Origin of the sequence: Herbaspirillum huttiense, from assembly GCF_004367745.1 — a bacterium.
GTDB classification, from domain to species: Bacteria; Pseudomonadota; Gammaproteobacteria; order Burkholderiales; family Burkholderiaceae_D; genus Herbaspirillum; species Herbaspirillum huttiense.
Map to the genome: position 1 here is coordinate 2054636 of NZ_CP037993.1, position 14174 is coordinate 2068809.

Below are 14174 nucleotides of genomic sequence, written 5' to 3' on the forward strand. Positions count from 1 at the left end.
TGACGATGATCTGAAGCGGGGCTGCGTGCGGGAACAGGGCGATGGTCAGCGGTCCATCGCCTTTTCCAGGAAGCGCCAGATGCCGGGGTCCGACATCCCGGCGACGTTGATGCGCATGCGGGTGGAAGGCAGTTGCGCAGGCGAGAACAGGCTGCCCGGTGCCAGCAGGAATCCCTGTTCCATCGCTTCTTCGGTCATGACGTTGGTATCGCGCCCGGTATCGACCCACAGGAACATGCCGCAGGGCGGCGGATCACCCACTTCCATGCCCATGCGTTCCAGCTGGCGCATGACCTTGTCGCGCGCGCCGTTCAAGCGCGCGCGCAGGCGTTCCGCATGCTTGCGGTAATGCCCTTCGGAGAGCACCCGGTAGGCCACCCGTTCACCGATTTCGCCGGTAGTGAGCGTCGAGAGCAGCTTGCGGTCTGCCAGGCTGCGCGCCAGTTCGGCCGAGGTGGCGATGAAGCCCACGCGCAGGTTGGCCGACAGCGTCTTGGAAAATCCCCCCAGATAGATCACCCGCTGCAGCTGGTCCAGTGCCGCAATACGGGTGGCCGCCTGCACGGCGGAACCCGGATGCATGTCGCAATAGATGTCGTCCTCGACGATGATGAAGTCATGTTCCTCGGCGATGCGCAGCACCTGGAAAGCCTTGGCGGCCGACAGCGAGGTCGAGGTCGGGTTGTGCAGCACCGAGTTGATCACGTACAGCTTGGGCTTGTGGATCTCGGCCAGTTCGCGCAACTGGGCGATGTCCGGGCCATCGGCCAGACGCGGAATGCCGACGATCTTGGCCCCCAGTGCTGCAAAGGAACCGAACATCAGGAACCAGGCCGGATCATCCACGAAGATCACGTCGCCCGGCCGCAGGAAGTGGCGTGCCACGGTATCGATGGCTTGCGTCACGCCCGTGGTCAGCACGAACTGGTCGGGCGCGGCGGCGATTTCCAGCTCGGCCAGTTTCAGCTGCAATTGCTGGCGCAGCGGCAGGAAGCCCAGCGGCGTCCCATAACCCAGCAGCAGCGAAGGATTGTCGCGGCTGATGGCGCGCAGGGCGTTGGCGATCAGCTCGCCATCGAGCCAGTCCGGCGGCAGCAGACCGCCACCGGGCATCTTGTGCGGCGGCATCTGGCGGAACATGTTGCGCACCAGCCAGACCACATCCAGCCCGCGCTCAGCCTCGGCCACCGCTTCGGCCTGGGCCGCCAGGTTGCCGTAACCGTTGGCGACGGCCACCCGTTCCTTGACGAAGAAGCCCGAGCCCCGGCGTGACTCCAGATAACCCTGGGCCACCAGCCGGTCAAAGGCTTCCACCACGGTAAAGCGCGAGATCTCGTGGGCATCCGCAAACTGCCGGATCGAGGGCATGCGTGCCCCGCCGCGCAGGAGCTTGTCGTCGATGCGGGCGCGCACGCCGCGCACGATCTGGTCCACCAGCGATTCTCCGCTCTCGCGCACCAGCATGGGCCAGCCGGGGAGGGCGGTGTCCGCGGGAACTGTCTTGGCCGGGATGCTGCGCAGATGCTTGACTGTATTGGTCATTTTACCGTGACAATGTTTGAAACTATTTGGAAAAGTGTATAGGTACTGTACTGGTATTGTCGGCTAGGATGTCAGCCAATGCAAGAGTAAGTGGCCTGGCGACAAAGTGCCGGGTGACACGTTGATCAGTGCTCTTGTTTCGCATCTTTTCGAGGAGACCAATGTCATGACCAGCCTGTCCATCCAAGCCAGCCAAGCCCCGCGTACTGCCAGCGAACTGTTGCCCGGCCTGGGCGAGATCGAGCAGGCGGCCGGCATCGTCTATGCCGGCATGGCCCCGACCCCGCAACTGTGCTGGCCGCTGCTGAACCAGGCACTGGGTGCCGAGGTGTGGGTCAAGCATGAGAATCACGCACCGACCGGCGCCTTCAAGGTGCGAGGCGGCATGGTCTATCTGCATCACCTGGCCCGGCAGCAGCCGCAACTGTCCGGCGTCATTTCCGCTACACGCGGCAATCACGGCCAGTCGGTCGGATTGTCGGCGCGCCGCTTCGGCATTCCCGCCACCATCGTCGTGCCCGAGGGCAACAGCCGCGAGAAGAACGCCGCCATGCGCGCCCTCGGCGTCGACCTGATCGAACACGGCCGCGAATTCCAGGATAGCCGCGAGCACGCCCAGCGCCTGGCCTGCGAGCAGCAGCTGCACATGATCCCTTCCTTCCATCGCGACCTGGTGGCGGGCGTGTCGACCTACTGGATGGAATTGTTCGCCGCCCAGCCCGCGCTGGACGTGGTGCTGGTGCCCATCGGCCAGGGCTCGGGCATGTGTGGCGCGGTCGCGGCCCGCAATGCACTGGGGCTCAAGACGCGCATCATCGGCGTGGTCTCGGCGCATGCGCTGGCCTACAAGCTCTCGTTCGAAGCGGGCCGCAAGATCGAGGCACCGGTCTCGACCTGCATCGCCGATGGCGTCGCCTGTCGCGTACCGGACCAGGCGTCGCTGGACGTGATGCTTTCCGAGGTCGACGAGGTCGTCGCGGTGACCGATGACGAAGTGATGGACGCCATGAAGCTGGCCTTCATCGCCACCCACAACGTGGCCGAAGGCGCGGGGGCCTGTGCGCTGGCGGCCGCCCTGCAGCTGCGCACGCGGCTGCGCGGCAAGAAGATCGGGGTCACGCTGTCCGGCGGCAATGTCGACCATGACGTGTTTGCCGGTGTACTGGCGCGCCCCGGTGCGGCCGCCGATGCACTGCTGGCGCCGGCCCAGGTGGTGTCGCTGGCGCAGGCCGCGCAAAGGAGAAACGCATGATCGAAGCCTTGCTGCCGCTGATGTCATTTGCCTTCGTCTCCTCCATCACACCGGGGCCGAACAACATCATGCTGACCTCCTCGGGCATCTGGTTCGGCTTTCGTCGCTCGCTGCCGCACATGCTGGGCATCACCTTCGGCTTCGGCGTGCTGCTGGCCGTATGCGCTTTCGGTATAGGCGAGCTGGTGGTGGCGCTGCCCCATGTGGTGCTGCTGCTGAAGGCGCTGGGCTGCGCTTATCTGCTCTACCTGGCCTGGCAGTTGCGCCGCATGGCCGTCTCCGGGGCGGGTGAGCGGGCGGTGCGGCCGATGTCGTTCCGGGCGGCCGCCATGTTCCAGTTCGCCAATCCCAAGGCCTGGGTGATGGCCATCACCGGCGCCTCGGCCTTCATGCCGTTGTTGCATAAGCAGTCCGGATGGCTGGCCATCCTGATTTACTGTGCGGTGTTCTGTGCCATCAACCTGCCTTGCGTGTCGGTGTGGGCCGGTGCCGGTGCGCTCTTGCGGCGCTATCTCGAACAGCCCCGGTGGCGCGCGATCTTTGCGGCGGTCATGATCCTGCTGACACTTTATTCGGCGCTGGCGATCTGGCTGTAACAGCGGCAGGACATGGAAATCATTTATATCAATAACGCGTTTTGACCACAGGGGACCTTCATGCAAGCCAGCAGCAAGACCAGCCACCCCGCAGCAGCGCCCGGCGCCGGCACGGCCCGTCACGAAAGCCGCGGCATGTGGCTGGGCCTGATCGGCGTGGCCATCTTCAGCCTCACGCTGCCCTTCACGCGCATTGCGGTGGCCGAGCTCAACCCGGCCTTCGTGGCGTTCGGCCGCGCGGTCGTGGCAGGGGTCTGCGCACTGGCGCTGCTGGCCTGGATCAAGGCCCCGCGCCCGACCCGGCAGCAATTGCGCGGCCTCATCATCACTGCCCTGGGGGTGGTGGTGGGCTTCCCGCTGTTTTCCTCGATTGCGATGCGTTATGTCCCGGCCGCGCATGGTGCCGTGGTGGTCGGCCTCCTGCCGCTGGCCACGGCCCTGTTCGGCGCGCTGCGCTTCGGTGAGCGGCCTTCGAAAGGTTTCTGGCTGGCCGCGCTGGCGGGCTCCGGCATCGTGATCGCCTTTGCCCTGCGCGAGGGGGGCGGCAGCTTCCATCTGGCTGATTTCGCGCTGTTTGCCGCCGTGGTCACTGCGGCCATGGGCTATGCCGAAGGCGGACGCCTGGCGCAGACCATGGGCGGCCAGAACGTCATCGCCTGGGCGCTGGTGGTGGCCTTGCCGGTGATGCTGCCGGTGTCGGTGTGGCTGGGCTGGCAGTATGGCGTGAGCGCCTCGTCGCCTGCCTGGCTGGCCTTTGCCTATGTGTCGCTGTTCTCGATGTTCATCGGCTTCTTCTTCTGGTACAAGGGCCTGGCCCTGGGCGGCATCGCCCGGGTGGGGCAGGTGCAATTGTTGCAACCTTTCATGAGCCTGCTGGGCGCGGCGGTGATTGCCCATGAAGCGCTGGATGCGAGCAACATGCTCTTTGCCCTGGCCGTGATCGTGGTGGTCGCTATCGGCCGCCGCATGGCGGTGCGCCGCTGAAGGCCGCGCAGGCAGGGTGCGGCAAGCCGCTGACGCAGCTCTGACCGGGTTTGCGAGCCGAAATAGTTCAGCTGGGTCGGGCTAAAGCGGCTGTTTTTTGAGATAATCGAACACTTGTTTTTTCACATTTTGTCAACGCGCAACGCGCGAGCCATTTGCCATTTGCCTTTTGGCCGCAAGCGGGCGCTGTCCAACAGGGAGTACCGCATGTCCGTCTATGAAAAGCTGAAAGCACTGAACATCGAACTGCCCGCCGTGGCCACCCCGGCAGCAGCCTATGTGATGTATGCACAAACCGGCAATACCGTTTTCCTCTCCGGCCACCTGGCCAAGAAGGATGGCAAGGTATGGGTCGGCCAGCTGGGACGCGACATCGGCACCGACGACGCCAAGCTGGCCGCGCGCGCCGTGGCGGTGGACCTGATCGCCACCCTGCAGGCGGCCTGTGGCGGTGACCTGACCCGCGTCAAGCGCATCGTCAAGCTGATGAGCCTGGTCAATTCGACCGGCGAATTCACCGAACACCACCTGGTGACCAATGGCGCATCCGAACTGATCGGCGAAGTCTTCGGCGACGCCGGCAAGCACGCCCGTTCTGCCTTCGGCGTGGCGCAGCTGCCCATGGGCGCTTGCGTTGAAATCGAAATGATCGCCGAGATCGCCTGATCGCCTTGCATTAAAGGGCGGTGGCGGCCACAGTAGCCGCCCGGCCCCACGACCTCACACACCGAACACAGACTGAACGACCCGTATGAAACTCGAAAATCCCGCACCGCTGCAGTGGCAGTTCTCCCAGCGCGCCGAAGCCATGAAGAGCTCGGCCATCCGCGAAATCCTGAAGGTGACGATGCGTCCGGACATCACCTCCTTCGCCGGTGGCCTGCCGTCACCGCTGACCTTCCCGGTCGAGCACATGAAGACCGCCTTCGACCGCGTGCTGAGCCAGCAAGGCAAGATGGCCCTGCAATATGGCCCGACCGATGGCTACCTGCCGCTGCGTGAGTGGATCGCCGCATCGCTCTCCACCGATGGCGCACAGATCACCGCTGAACAGGTGCTGATGGTCTCCGGTTCGCAGCAAGGCCTGGACCTGCTGGGCAAGGTGATGATCGACGAGGGCAGCAAGGTGCTGGTCGAGACCCCGAGTTATCTGGGCGCGCTGCAGGCCTTCTCGCTGTATGGTGCCAAGTTCGAGTCGGTGCCCAGCGACGAATTCGGCCTGCAACCCGAGACCATCGAAGCCATCGCCGGTGGCGCGCGCATGCTGTATTCGCTGCCCAATTTCCAGAACCCAACCGGCCGCACCCTGCCCACCGAGCGCCGCTTCAAGCTGGTGGAAACCTGCGCCCGCCTGGGTCTGCCGCTGATCGAGGATGATCCCTACGGTGCCCTGAGCTACCAGAATGCACCGCTGCCCAAGATGCTGTCGATGAATCCGTCGGGCGTGATCTACATGGGTTCCTTCTCCAAGGTGCTGACCCCCGGCATCCGCCTGGGCTACGTGGTGGCGCCGCGTCCGCTGATCCTGAAGATGGAGCAGGCCAAGCAAGCCACCGACCTGCACACTGCGCAGCTGACCCAGATGGTGGTGTACGAAGCCATCAAGGATGGTTTCCTGGACCAGCACGTGCCGACCATCCGCAAGCTCTATGGCGACCAGTGCCAGGCCATGCTGGACGCGCTGCAACAGTACTTCCCGGCCAGCTGCAGCTGGAGCAAGCCGGAAGGCGGCATGTTCATCTGGGTGACGCTGCCCGAGCACCTCGATGCCAGCGCGCTGTTGAACGAAGCAGTGGAACAGGAAAAGGTCGCCTTCGTCCCCGGCGCACCGTTCTATGCCAACGTGGCGCAGAAGAACACGCTGCGCCTGTCCTTCGTGACCGTGCCGCCGGAGCAGATCCGCGCCGGTGTGGAGCGCCTGGGCAAGCTGATCGCTTCCAAGCTGTAATCAGCTCAGCCCGGTTCGCACTGCAGCCGTAGCGCGTTTTCGCTATCGCATGCTTCCCAAGGCCCGCATCGGAAACGATGCGGGCCTTGTTGTTGCTGCACTCCTTGATTCACTGATCCAGCTTGAGCGTCTCCCCATGCTTGAGCGCAACAAACTGCTCCTGCGGCAACCCCGCCTCACGCAGGGCCTTGGCCAGTTCCTTGGGCGGCTCGTCGAGCGGATCGTCGGCCAACTCGAAGGTACCCCAATGAATGGCCACTGAACGCTTGGCCCGCACGTCCTCATGGATCAATACGGCCTGGGCCGGGTCCACGTGCTGGTTCTGCATGAACCAGCGCGGCGCGTAGGCCCCGATGGGGATGAGCGCCAAATCGAATCGGCCGAAGCGTTCGCCGATGTCGCGGAAGTCCTTCGAATAGCCGGTATCCCCCGCAAAATAGACCGAGAAGGGCTCGGCACCCGCTTGCTGCGCCGCCGCCTGGATGACCCAGCCACCCCACAAGGTCTCTGAACGGTCAAACACGCCACGCGCCGACCAGTGCGTGGCCGGGACGAAGTAGATGTCCAGATTGTCCATCACGGTCTTGTCCCACCAGTCCATTTCCTTCACGTTGGTGATGCCCAGCGACAGGAACCAGTCACGCACCCCCAGCGGCACCAGGAACAGCGGCGGCCCGCCCGTCTGAAGATTCAGTTGCTCCACGCTCGCCCGGTCCAGGTGGTCGTAGTGGTTGTGCGAGATCACCACCACGTCGATATGCGGCAGCTCGCTGATCTGTACCGGCAGCGGCACCTTGCGCGACGGTCCGATGAAGGAGAAGGGAGAGGCCCGCTGCGAGAACATCGGATCGGTCAGCACGTTCTTGCCGCCCAGTTGCACCAGCGCCGTGGCATGGCCGATCCAGGTCACGCTGGGACTGCCGTGGTTGGCCTTCAGCCAGGCGAGGTCAGGCTTGACGACGGGAAACTGGTAATTGTTTTCGGGCGGCTTGGGCAGGCCCTGGGTCAGGCGCTCCCACTGCCATTTCAAGAGGGAACCGCGTTCGGGCTGCGGGTAGTTGTTGCGAAACCCCGTCTCGGTGCGATTGCTCTTGTTGGGATCGTAGTACTTGCTGGAGGAAGAGCAGGCAGTCAGCCCGGCCGCCAGCAGCACGACCGCCAGGCCACGGGTGAGGTGTCGCAAAGGCTGCCGCAGGCAGGATGTCGCAGGAGGCATGGAAGAGGCGCGGTAGTCGCGCAGTGATGACGATGAGCGACATCCTAGCAGGCCGCAGCGCGGCCTGCAGGCGCTGCGGCCGGCGATGCTACATCACGTACTGCGCCAGCCCGCGCCCGAATGACCAGTTCCCCTTGTCGCCCTCGACCAGGCTGATCATCACGTCATCCGGCCCGATGCCGGGGTTCTGCTGCAGGCGCGCCACGATGGAGGCGTAGAGCGCATTCTTCTGGGCCTGGGTGCGGGTATTGCTGACCGTCAGCTGGATCAGCACGAAGTCATCCGTGCGCGCCATGCCCATGTAGCTGCGGCTGAAGATCAGGTCTTCCGGATCATGCTCGGTGATGACCATGAAGCGGTCTTCCTCGGGCACATTGAAACTCTCGCGCAGGGCTTCGTAGATGTTGTCGGCAATGGCGCGGCGATAGCTGCGGGACTTGCCGCGTAATACGGAAATGCGGACCAGGGGCATGATGTTCTCCTTGCGGGTGATGGAAATGGCGGAGCGCTTTCTCTCCATGCCTTGCATGCTATGCTGGCGCAATCATTTGAAAAACCACTGATTGATGATTTCAATGATTGAAATTCATCATCATGGATTTTGGACTATGAGGCCTCTTCACCATGGATAAACCGCTGGATCTGGATGCCGTCCAGGCTTTCGTCCTGGCCGCCGACCTGCAAAGCTTCACCCGTGCGGCCGAAGCGCTGGACAGCACGCAATCAGCCATCAGCTTCAAGCTCAAGAAACTGGAGCAGCGCCTGGGCCGTCGCCTGCTGGAACGCACGCCGCGCCAGGTACGCCTGTCGGCCGAAGGGCAGCAGTTCCTGCCGGCCGCACGCACCCTGCTGGCCGCGCATGAACGCGCGCTGGAACAGCTGGACCAGGGACCGGTCCGCTTCTCGGTCGGCATCAGCGACCATGTAGCCGGTGCCACCTTGCCGCGTGCGCTGGCGCAGGTGCATGCGGTTGATCCTGGCGTGGTGGTGGAAGTGCGCGTGGGTTCTTCGCATGACCTGATGCCGGCCTATGAGCGCGGCGAGCTCGATGCCGTCATCGTGCGCCGCGAACCGCAGGACAAGGGCGGCAAGCTGGTCATGGAAGAACGCATCGGCTGGTTCGCCCATGCCGATGCGCAATGCTGGGCCGGTCCGGCCTTGCGGGTGGCGACGTTTTCCTCGGCCTGCCGCATCCGCGAGCTGTCCTTGCGGCGGCTCGATGCGGCGGGGATCCCTTGGGTGGAGGTCTTCGTTGGTGGCGGCATTCTGGCGGTGGGGGCGGCGGTGAGTGCGGGCCTGGCGGTGTCGGCGCTGCTCCACCGCAGCGCACCGCCCGGCGCGGTGGACGTGGGCGAGCGCCTGGGCTTGCCCAAGCTGCCGCTGGCCCAGGTAAGGCTGCATGCCCGGCTCAAGGAGCCGCGCCTGCAGAGTGCGCTGCGCACGCTGGTAGCGGCGTTGAAGTCGGCCTGAGGCTCACCCGCACCAGCGTCTCAGGCGCGCGCTGCCTGTGGCTGCATGCGGCCGGGAATGGCCAGCCGGTTCATGGCATTCATCAGCGCGATGGCGATGGTCAGTTCGCTGTACTCCTGTGCGGTGAAGTGCTGGATCACGGCCTGGAAATCCGCATCCGGCGCGGCCGTCTGGTCGATGCGCGTGACCACTTCGGCCCAGGCCAGCGCGGCCTGCTCGCGCGGGGTAAAGAGCGGACCGGCTTCCTGCCAGACCGGGACCAGCACCAGCTTGTCGACCGGCATGCCGCTGCTGAGCAGGTCACGCGAATGCTTGTCGATGCAGTAGGCGCATCCGTTGATCAGCGACACCCGCAAAAACACCAGCTCCACCAGGTCGGCGGGCAGGCTGCATTGCTTGAGATGACGGTTCACGGCCAGCAGGCCGTCGTAGGCGGCGGTGGCATTCTTGTAGAGATCGATGCGGGCGGACATGGGGACATGGCTCCTGGATGGGATGGAAACGAGTCGCCATCATGCGCCTGCATGGACCAGTCGATAAGTGCCAAGAATGGTGATTTGCACTAGTCCATGTCAGGCCGGTGCCAGCAGGGGCAGGATACGCCTTGCCAGCTCGGCGGCACGGCGGCGGCTGTCGATGTTGGTGAAGCTGAGCATGATCATCGGTGGCACTCCGGGGCGCGGTGCCAGCAGGCACTCTGACAGGGCGCGGCTGAACATGCCGTGCTGGCGCATCTTTTCCGCCAGCAGCCGGTCCGAGCGGCGACCCTGCAGACGCAACAGCAGATGCATGCCGCCGGGCGGCGAATCGATCCGGACATGGGAATGCAATACGCCTTCCAGGCCGGCGATGGCCATGGTGCGGCGCTGGGCATACAGGCGCCGCATGCGCTGGATATGGCGGGCAAAATGCCCCTCGGCCATGAAGTCGGCGACGATATGCTGCGTCAGGGCTGGCGCGGCACCGGAGAAGAGCTGCGCACTGTGCCTGAAGCGCTCCACCTGAGAACGCGGCACCACCAGGTAGGCCAGGCGAATGGCCGGGAACAGCACCTTGCTGAAGGTGCCGGCATAGAGCACGCGGTCCTCGCGGTCCAGGCTCTTGAGTGCAGGCAAGGGGCGGCTGATGTAGCGGTATTCGCCGTCGTAGTCATCTTCCACGATCCAGGCTTGTTCACGTGCCGCCCATTCCAGCAAGGCCAGGCGGCGCGGCAGCGACAGGGCCACGCAAGTCGGGCTCTGATGCGCTGGCGTCACCACGGCGGCGCGTGCGCGGGCTGCATGGCGCAGTCCGTACTCGACCTGCATGCCGTCGGCGTCTACCGGCACGCCGGCCAGCTGCATGCCGGCTTCGCGCAGCAGGGCGGCGGTCGGGGCGTAGCCGGGGTCTTCCACCCAGATCTTGTCGCCCGGCTGGAGGAGGGTGCGGGTGATCAGGTTGAGGCTGTCGCGATATCCGGAGGTGACGAAGACCTGTTCGGCCCGGCAATCGATTCCGCGTGACAACTGCAGGTAGCGCGCAATCTCCGTGCGCAGCGCCATCAGTCCGGCCGGGGAGGGATAGAGCATGTCGGCGGCTTGCGTGGCCCGCGCTGCGCGTGCGGCCAGGCGTGCCCAGATCTTGCGCGGAAAGGCGTCCAGCGCCGGGATGCCCATCTGGAAGGGACGCGGGCCTTTGGGTTCGGCCTGTCCCTCTTCCGGCAGGAGAGGATGGCGCGCGGCCACAGGCGATGTCCGTGAAGGAGCCGCCGTTGCCTTGCTGGCCGCTGCCTGCACTGCCGGGCGGACCCCGGCGGCAATGACCGTCCCGGCTTGTCCGCGCGCCTCCACGTAGCCTTCTGCGGCCAGCAGCGAATAGGCGGCCTCCACCGTGCCGCGCGCCAATCCCAATTCCGCCGCCAGTGCCCGTGCCGAGGGAATCCGATCACCCGGCTGCAACAGGCCGTCAGCCACGGCGCTGCGCAGGCGTGCGTAGATCTGGCGGTAGTACGCTTCGCCGGTGCTGCTGTCGAGGCGGATCAAGGATGAGGGAGGCAGGGAAATCATGGACCAGTCTAAATGTCATTTCTTGGATCTCCCGATTATGCCATCGGCTCATTACGATGAAGCTCCTTCCACTCTGATGGCATCGAAGCTTCTACCATGGACCATGTTTCCGAGATCACACCTGTGCCTCACTGGCATCTCACCGACGACGCGCTTCGTCACGCCGATACTGCCTGCGACCAGCTGGCCTGTTTTCCCGTGATGCACGAACTGCGTCCGCACCTGCGCGACAGCGACGAGTTCCTGCAGCGCATCGGCCGCGCCATCCCGCAGGGTTACCGCATCCTGGCCGCCTGGGATCAGGGAAAGGTCGTTGCGCTCGCCGGTTATCGCTTTCAAGAGAACCTGGTCTATGGTCCTTTCCTCTATGTCGATGATCTGGTGGCGGCCAGTAGTGAGCGCGGCAAGCGCTGGGGTGAACGGCTGCTGGCTGCGATGGAGGAGGTCGCTGCCCAGGCCGGTTGCGTGCGCCTGGTGCTCGATACCGGCATGGCCAATGCGCTGGCACAGCGCTTCTATTTCCGCCAGGGCATGCTGACCGGCGCAATGCGCTTTGGCAAGGCTATTGGAGGTGCCGCATGAAGATCCTGCATCTGCTTGCCTCGCCGCGCCAGGAGGCTTCGAACACCTGGTGGCTGTCGCGCCAGATCGTCGAGCGCCTTGGCGCACAGCATCCACAGGCACAGGTGATCCTGCGCGACCTCTACGCCAGCGGCATTGCGCATGTCGATGCTGCCTATGCCGATGCGCTGGGCTCCCCCGTTGCGTTGGAGGGCAGTGATGCGGGGCAGGGCACGCTGACCCTCTCGGACCGTCTCATTGAAGAGCTGGAGCAGGCTGACCAGGTGGTGATCGGCACGCCCATGCACAACTACACCGTGCCCTCGGTCCTGAAGGCCTGGATCGATCACGTGGTGCGGGTGCGCCGGACCTTTGCCATCACTCCGGATGGCAAGGCCGGCTTGCTGCGTGACCGGCCGGTGCATGTGGCGGTGGTCTCCGGCGGGCGCTTCACCGGGGCGTCGGCACGGCAGCCGGATTTCCTCACGCCCTATCTGAAGGTGGCGCTGGCGACCATCGGTCTGCATGACCTGCGCTTTACCGTGATGGAGGGCCTGGCTGCGGGCGCGCAGGCGGTACGCAACGAGCGCGAGCGTGTTGCCGTGGAGCTGGATCGGCAATTTTCACGGGGCTGGCAGACGTAAGACGCCTTCGAAATACGATGGCACTTATGCGGCGGGTCGCATTGCAAAGTAAAACCCGGCGATCAACAGCAGTGGAACTGGCAGAGCGGAAACAAGTAGAAGAATGGTCGATATGGTCCGAAGGCGGAACCGCTTTTCAAGATGAAGGACTGCAACCGAGACCTGGAAAAGAGCGACAACATAAAAAACCATGAGGCATCTTCTGTTGTTGCGATTGTGGCGAGGAAGGCTTTCAGCACGTCTTGAATGTCTGGTAGTGATTTGATATTCCGCTTCACTGGCCCTTGATGTCGACCGGCCCGGTATTTTCACAAGTGGGAAGGGTATCGTAACCGAGGTAGAAATACAGGTTATGAAGCTTGCGCGGGCCATCGATGAGCTCAAGGTTGATTCCTTCAACACCCGTACAAATCAGAATCTTGTAGTGCTTGCGCTGAGCAATTGCGATGAAGCCGCTGTTGGCCGAGCGCCTGACCTGCTCAGCGTTGATGATCGCGATGCCCTGTCCTGTCTTGATGCCAGGACTGATGTGCCTGCTCATGCGGTAGTGCATCACTGTCTGCTCTGCCATGACATCGTCCACTGCTTCAGCTTGCTGGAACTCATTTGATTTGAGCCAATAGCAAGCTGACGGGTTATCTGACGGATCGGCACAAAGCGCAATCCTGTGAATTGCGGTCAGTGGGGCGGTGGTGTAAAGGCTCAGGCCGCTCTTTTCTTGCTTGTAGAAGCCGATGTTGATTTGCGCTTGTGCCAGCGGGGAGAGCACCAGCAAATAGATTATTGGTAACAGTTTCATCGCTTTTCACGTCCCGTTGTCGGACCAATGTGGTGGGTCGGGAATGAGCTTATGGCATCCATAGGACGCGCCAATGCGATAGAGCACGGTATTGTCGGTGACTTCAACAGCTTGCGCAGACGCGTCAAGCATCGTCTTTCCGATGATTCCCGTGATCGTCATATCGATGGCGGCACGTTCCGTGTGCCGGGAAATCAAAGCGGGCGGATGAACGATTGTGTAGCCTCTGGCCATTTCTGCTGCAGCGTTTTTGGAGGCACGTCCATCACCGTGATCCCACTCTATTTCTACACCGCTCATCTTGGGAACCTTGTCAGGTGCAATCAGGCCCTTCGAAATCTTCACGCAATAGTGCATCAGGTAAGCGCGTTCACGCGGCCTGTATGTGGCCGATATTCTGACATTCGCTCCTGCAGCTCTCAACGCCACGATGAAGTCTTCTGCAGATTGACGAAAACTGCTGTTCAGATCGCTTGTGCGATTGCTGCCGGGAAATCGTGTTACCCATTGTGGGCCGCTCAGTTCAGGAAGCGTATTAACAACGACAGGTGTCGGATCCGAGGCAGGGGTCAAGAGTGTCTGGATTGTCGTCATAAAAAGGGACCTCAAATTTGACGTGTTGCGCAGTATCGGAGGACACCGTTTCAGTGAATCCGTCTTCGTTTGTCAGACCGATACACGTTTTGCCGTCAGCCAGCGTGATTCGGTATCTGACATTTGCCATTGGTGCGCCGCTGTGTGCGTGTTGAACCAAAAAACGCTGATCGTAGAAAGCGGCAGGGGAGAAGTCGTCTTGCCGGCTGCCAGGATGTGAGTTGGATGCGTGGCGGAGCTCACCCTCGAATCCCATCCGGACATCGCTATGCAAGGCTTTGAGTCTGGGCGGTTCAGGGCATTTGCAAAGGCATAGGTCACCATCAAGATTGACTTGCCTGCCGTCGGGCCCCTTGTGCGGACGAAATGGCTGAACACACTGAGTAGCTCCCCAGCTCTTGCAGGAATTGCAGTAGACAGGATCACCTTCGAAGCAAGCCAACTTTCCGCTATACCGAATGCGAGGACTTTGCGCTATGGGCTGGACCAAGCCTCCGCCAGGAATCACGGTATCTCCTTCACG

Annotated in this window: 15 protein-coding genes; 8 read left to right on the plus strand and 7 right to left on the minus strand. The window is 63.2% G+C overall.

Features of this window, described 5'->3' with window-relative positions:
* Positions 1–45 precede the first annotated feature (45 nt).
* Positions 46–1542: an aminotransferase-like domain-containing protein gene (locus E2K99_RS09155; protein WP_134222015.1), complete on the minus strand. Its 1497-nt coding sequence runs from the start codon at positions 1540–1542 to the stop codon at positions 46–48.
* Positions 1543–1708: 166 nt separating this feature from the next.
* Between E2K99_RS09155 and E2K99_RS09160 the strand changes: the two genes are divergently transcribed.
* The 5 genes from E2K99_RS09160 to E2K99_RS09180 all read left to right on the plus strand — a co-directional run bounded on the left by E2K99_RS09160 (position 1709) and on the right by E2K99_RS09180 (position 6322).
* Positions 1709–2794: a threonine dehydratase gene (locus E2K99_RS09160; RefSeq protein ID WP_134222016.1), complete on the plus strand. Its 1086-nt coding sequence runs from the start codon at positions 1709–1711 to the stop codon at positions 2792–2794.
* The gene (locus E2K99_RS09165) at positions 2791–3390 is read left to right on the plus strand and encodes a LysE family translocator (protein ID WP_134222017.1); all 600 of its coding nucleotides are present in this window, start codon (positions 2791–2793) and stop codon (positions 3388–3390) included. Before E2K99_RS09160 ends, E2K99_RS09165 begins: the two co-directional genes overlap by 4 nt.
* 60 nt (positions 3391–3450) lie before the next feature.
* Complete coding sequence (locus tag E2K99_RS09170; RefSeq protein WP_121039282.1) at positions 3451–4374, plus strand: DMT family transporter; 924 nt, start codon at positions 3451–3453, stop codon at positions 4372–4374.
* Positions 4375–4581: 207 nt separating this feature from the next.
* On the plus strand, positions 4582–5040 hold the full coding sequence (locus tag E2K99_RS09175; protein ID WP_039786637.1) for a RidA family protein: 459 nt from the start codon (positions 4582–4584) through the stop codon (positions 5038–5040).
* A gap of 85 nt (positions 5041–5125) precedes the next feature.
* Complete coding sequence (locus tag E2K99_RS09180; protein ID WP_039786579.1) at positions 5126–6322, plus strand: aminotransferase-like domain-containing protein; 1197 nt, start codon at positions 5126–5128, stop codon at positions 6320–6322.
* Between the two features lie 109 nt (positions 6323–6431).
* Here the strand turns inward: E2K99_RS09180 and E2K99_RS09185 are convergent, their stop codons facing one another.
* On the minus strand, positions 6432–7538 hold the full coding sequence (locus tag E2K99_RS09185) for an MBL fold metallo-hydrolase (RefSeq protein ID WP_134222018.1): 1107 nt from the start codon (positions 7536–7538) through the stop codon (positions 6432–6434).
* Positions 7539–7626: 88 nt separating this feature from the next.
* Positions 7627–8010, minus strand: a complete 384-nt coding sequence (locus E2K99_RS09190) for a tautomerase family protein (RefSeq protein ID WP_134222019.1) — start codon at positions 8008–8010, stop codon at positions 7627–7629.
* A gap of 152 nt (positions 8011–8162) precedes the next feature.
* On the opposite strand from E2K99_RS09190, the gene E2K99_RS09195 reads away from it, so the two are divergent.
* A complete protein-coding gene (locus E2K99_RS09195; protein ID WP_134222020.1) occupies positions 8163–9008 on the plus strand; it encodes a LysR family transcriptional regulator in 846 nt (281 codons plus the stop codon).
* A 20-nt stretch (positions 9009–9028) separates the two neighbouring features.
* Here E2K99_RS09195 and E2K99_RS09200 read toward each other — a convergent pair whose 3' ends face one another.
* Entirely contained in the window at positions 9029–9481 is a 453-nt protein-coding gene (locus E2K99_RS09200) for a carboxymuconolactone decarboxylase family protein (protein ID WP_134222021.1), read from the minus strand.
* A gap of 99 nt (positions 9482–9580) precedes the next feature.
* Positions 9581–11053 (minus strand): MocR-like pyridoxine biosynthesis transcription factor PdxR, encoded by a 1473-nt coding sequence (pdxR, locus tag E2K99_RS09205; protein ID WP_134222022.1) that lies wholly within the window; start codon positions 11051–11053, stop codon positions 9581–9583.
* Positions 11054–11149: 96 nt separating this feature from the next.
* Here pdxR and E2K99_RS09210 point away from each other — a divergent pair, with 96 nt between their 5' ends.
* Positions 11150–11635: a GNAT family N-acetyltransferase gene (locus E2K99_RS09210; RefSeq protein WP_134222023.1), complete on the plus strand. Its 486-nt coding sequence runs from the start codon at positions 11150–11152 to the stop codon at positions 11633–11635.
* Positions 11632–12258: an FMN-dependent NADH-azoreductase gene (locus tag E2K99_RS09215; RefSeq protein WP_134222024.1), complete on the plus strand. Its 627-nt coding sequence runs from the start codon at positions 11632–11634 to the stop codon at positions 12256–12258. The genes E2K99_RS09210 and E2K99_RS09215 overlap by 4 nt, the downstream gene beginning before the upstream one ends.
* 274 nt (positions 12259–12532) lie before the next feature.
* On the opposite strand, the gene E2K99_RS09220 is transcribed toward E2K99_RS09215, so the two are convergent.
* Both E2K99_RS09220 and E2K99_RS09225 read right to left on the minus strand, forming a co-directional pair.
* Positions 12533–13057, minus strand: coding sequence for a hypothetical protein (locus tag E2K99_RS09220; RefSeq protein WP_134222025.1), 525 nt, complete (start codon positions 13055–13057; stop codon positions 12533–12535).
* A gap of 6 nt (positions 13058–13063) precedes the next feature.
* The gene (locus E2K99_RS09225; RefSeq protein ID WP_240733882.1) at positions 13064–13651 is read right to left on the minus strand and encodes a hypothetical protein; all 588 of its coding nucleotides are present in this window, start codon (positions 13649–13651) and stop codon (positions 13064–13066) included.
* Positions 13652–14174: the final 523 nt, after the last annotated feature.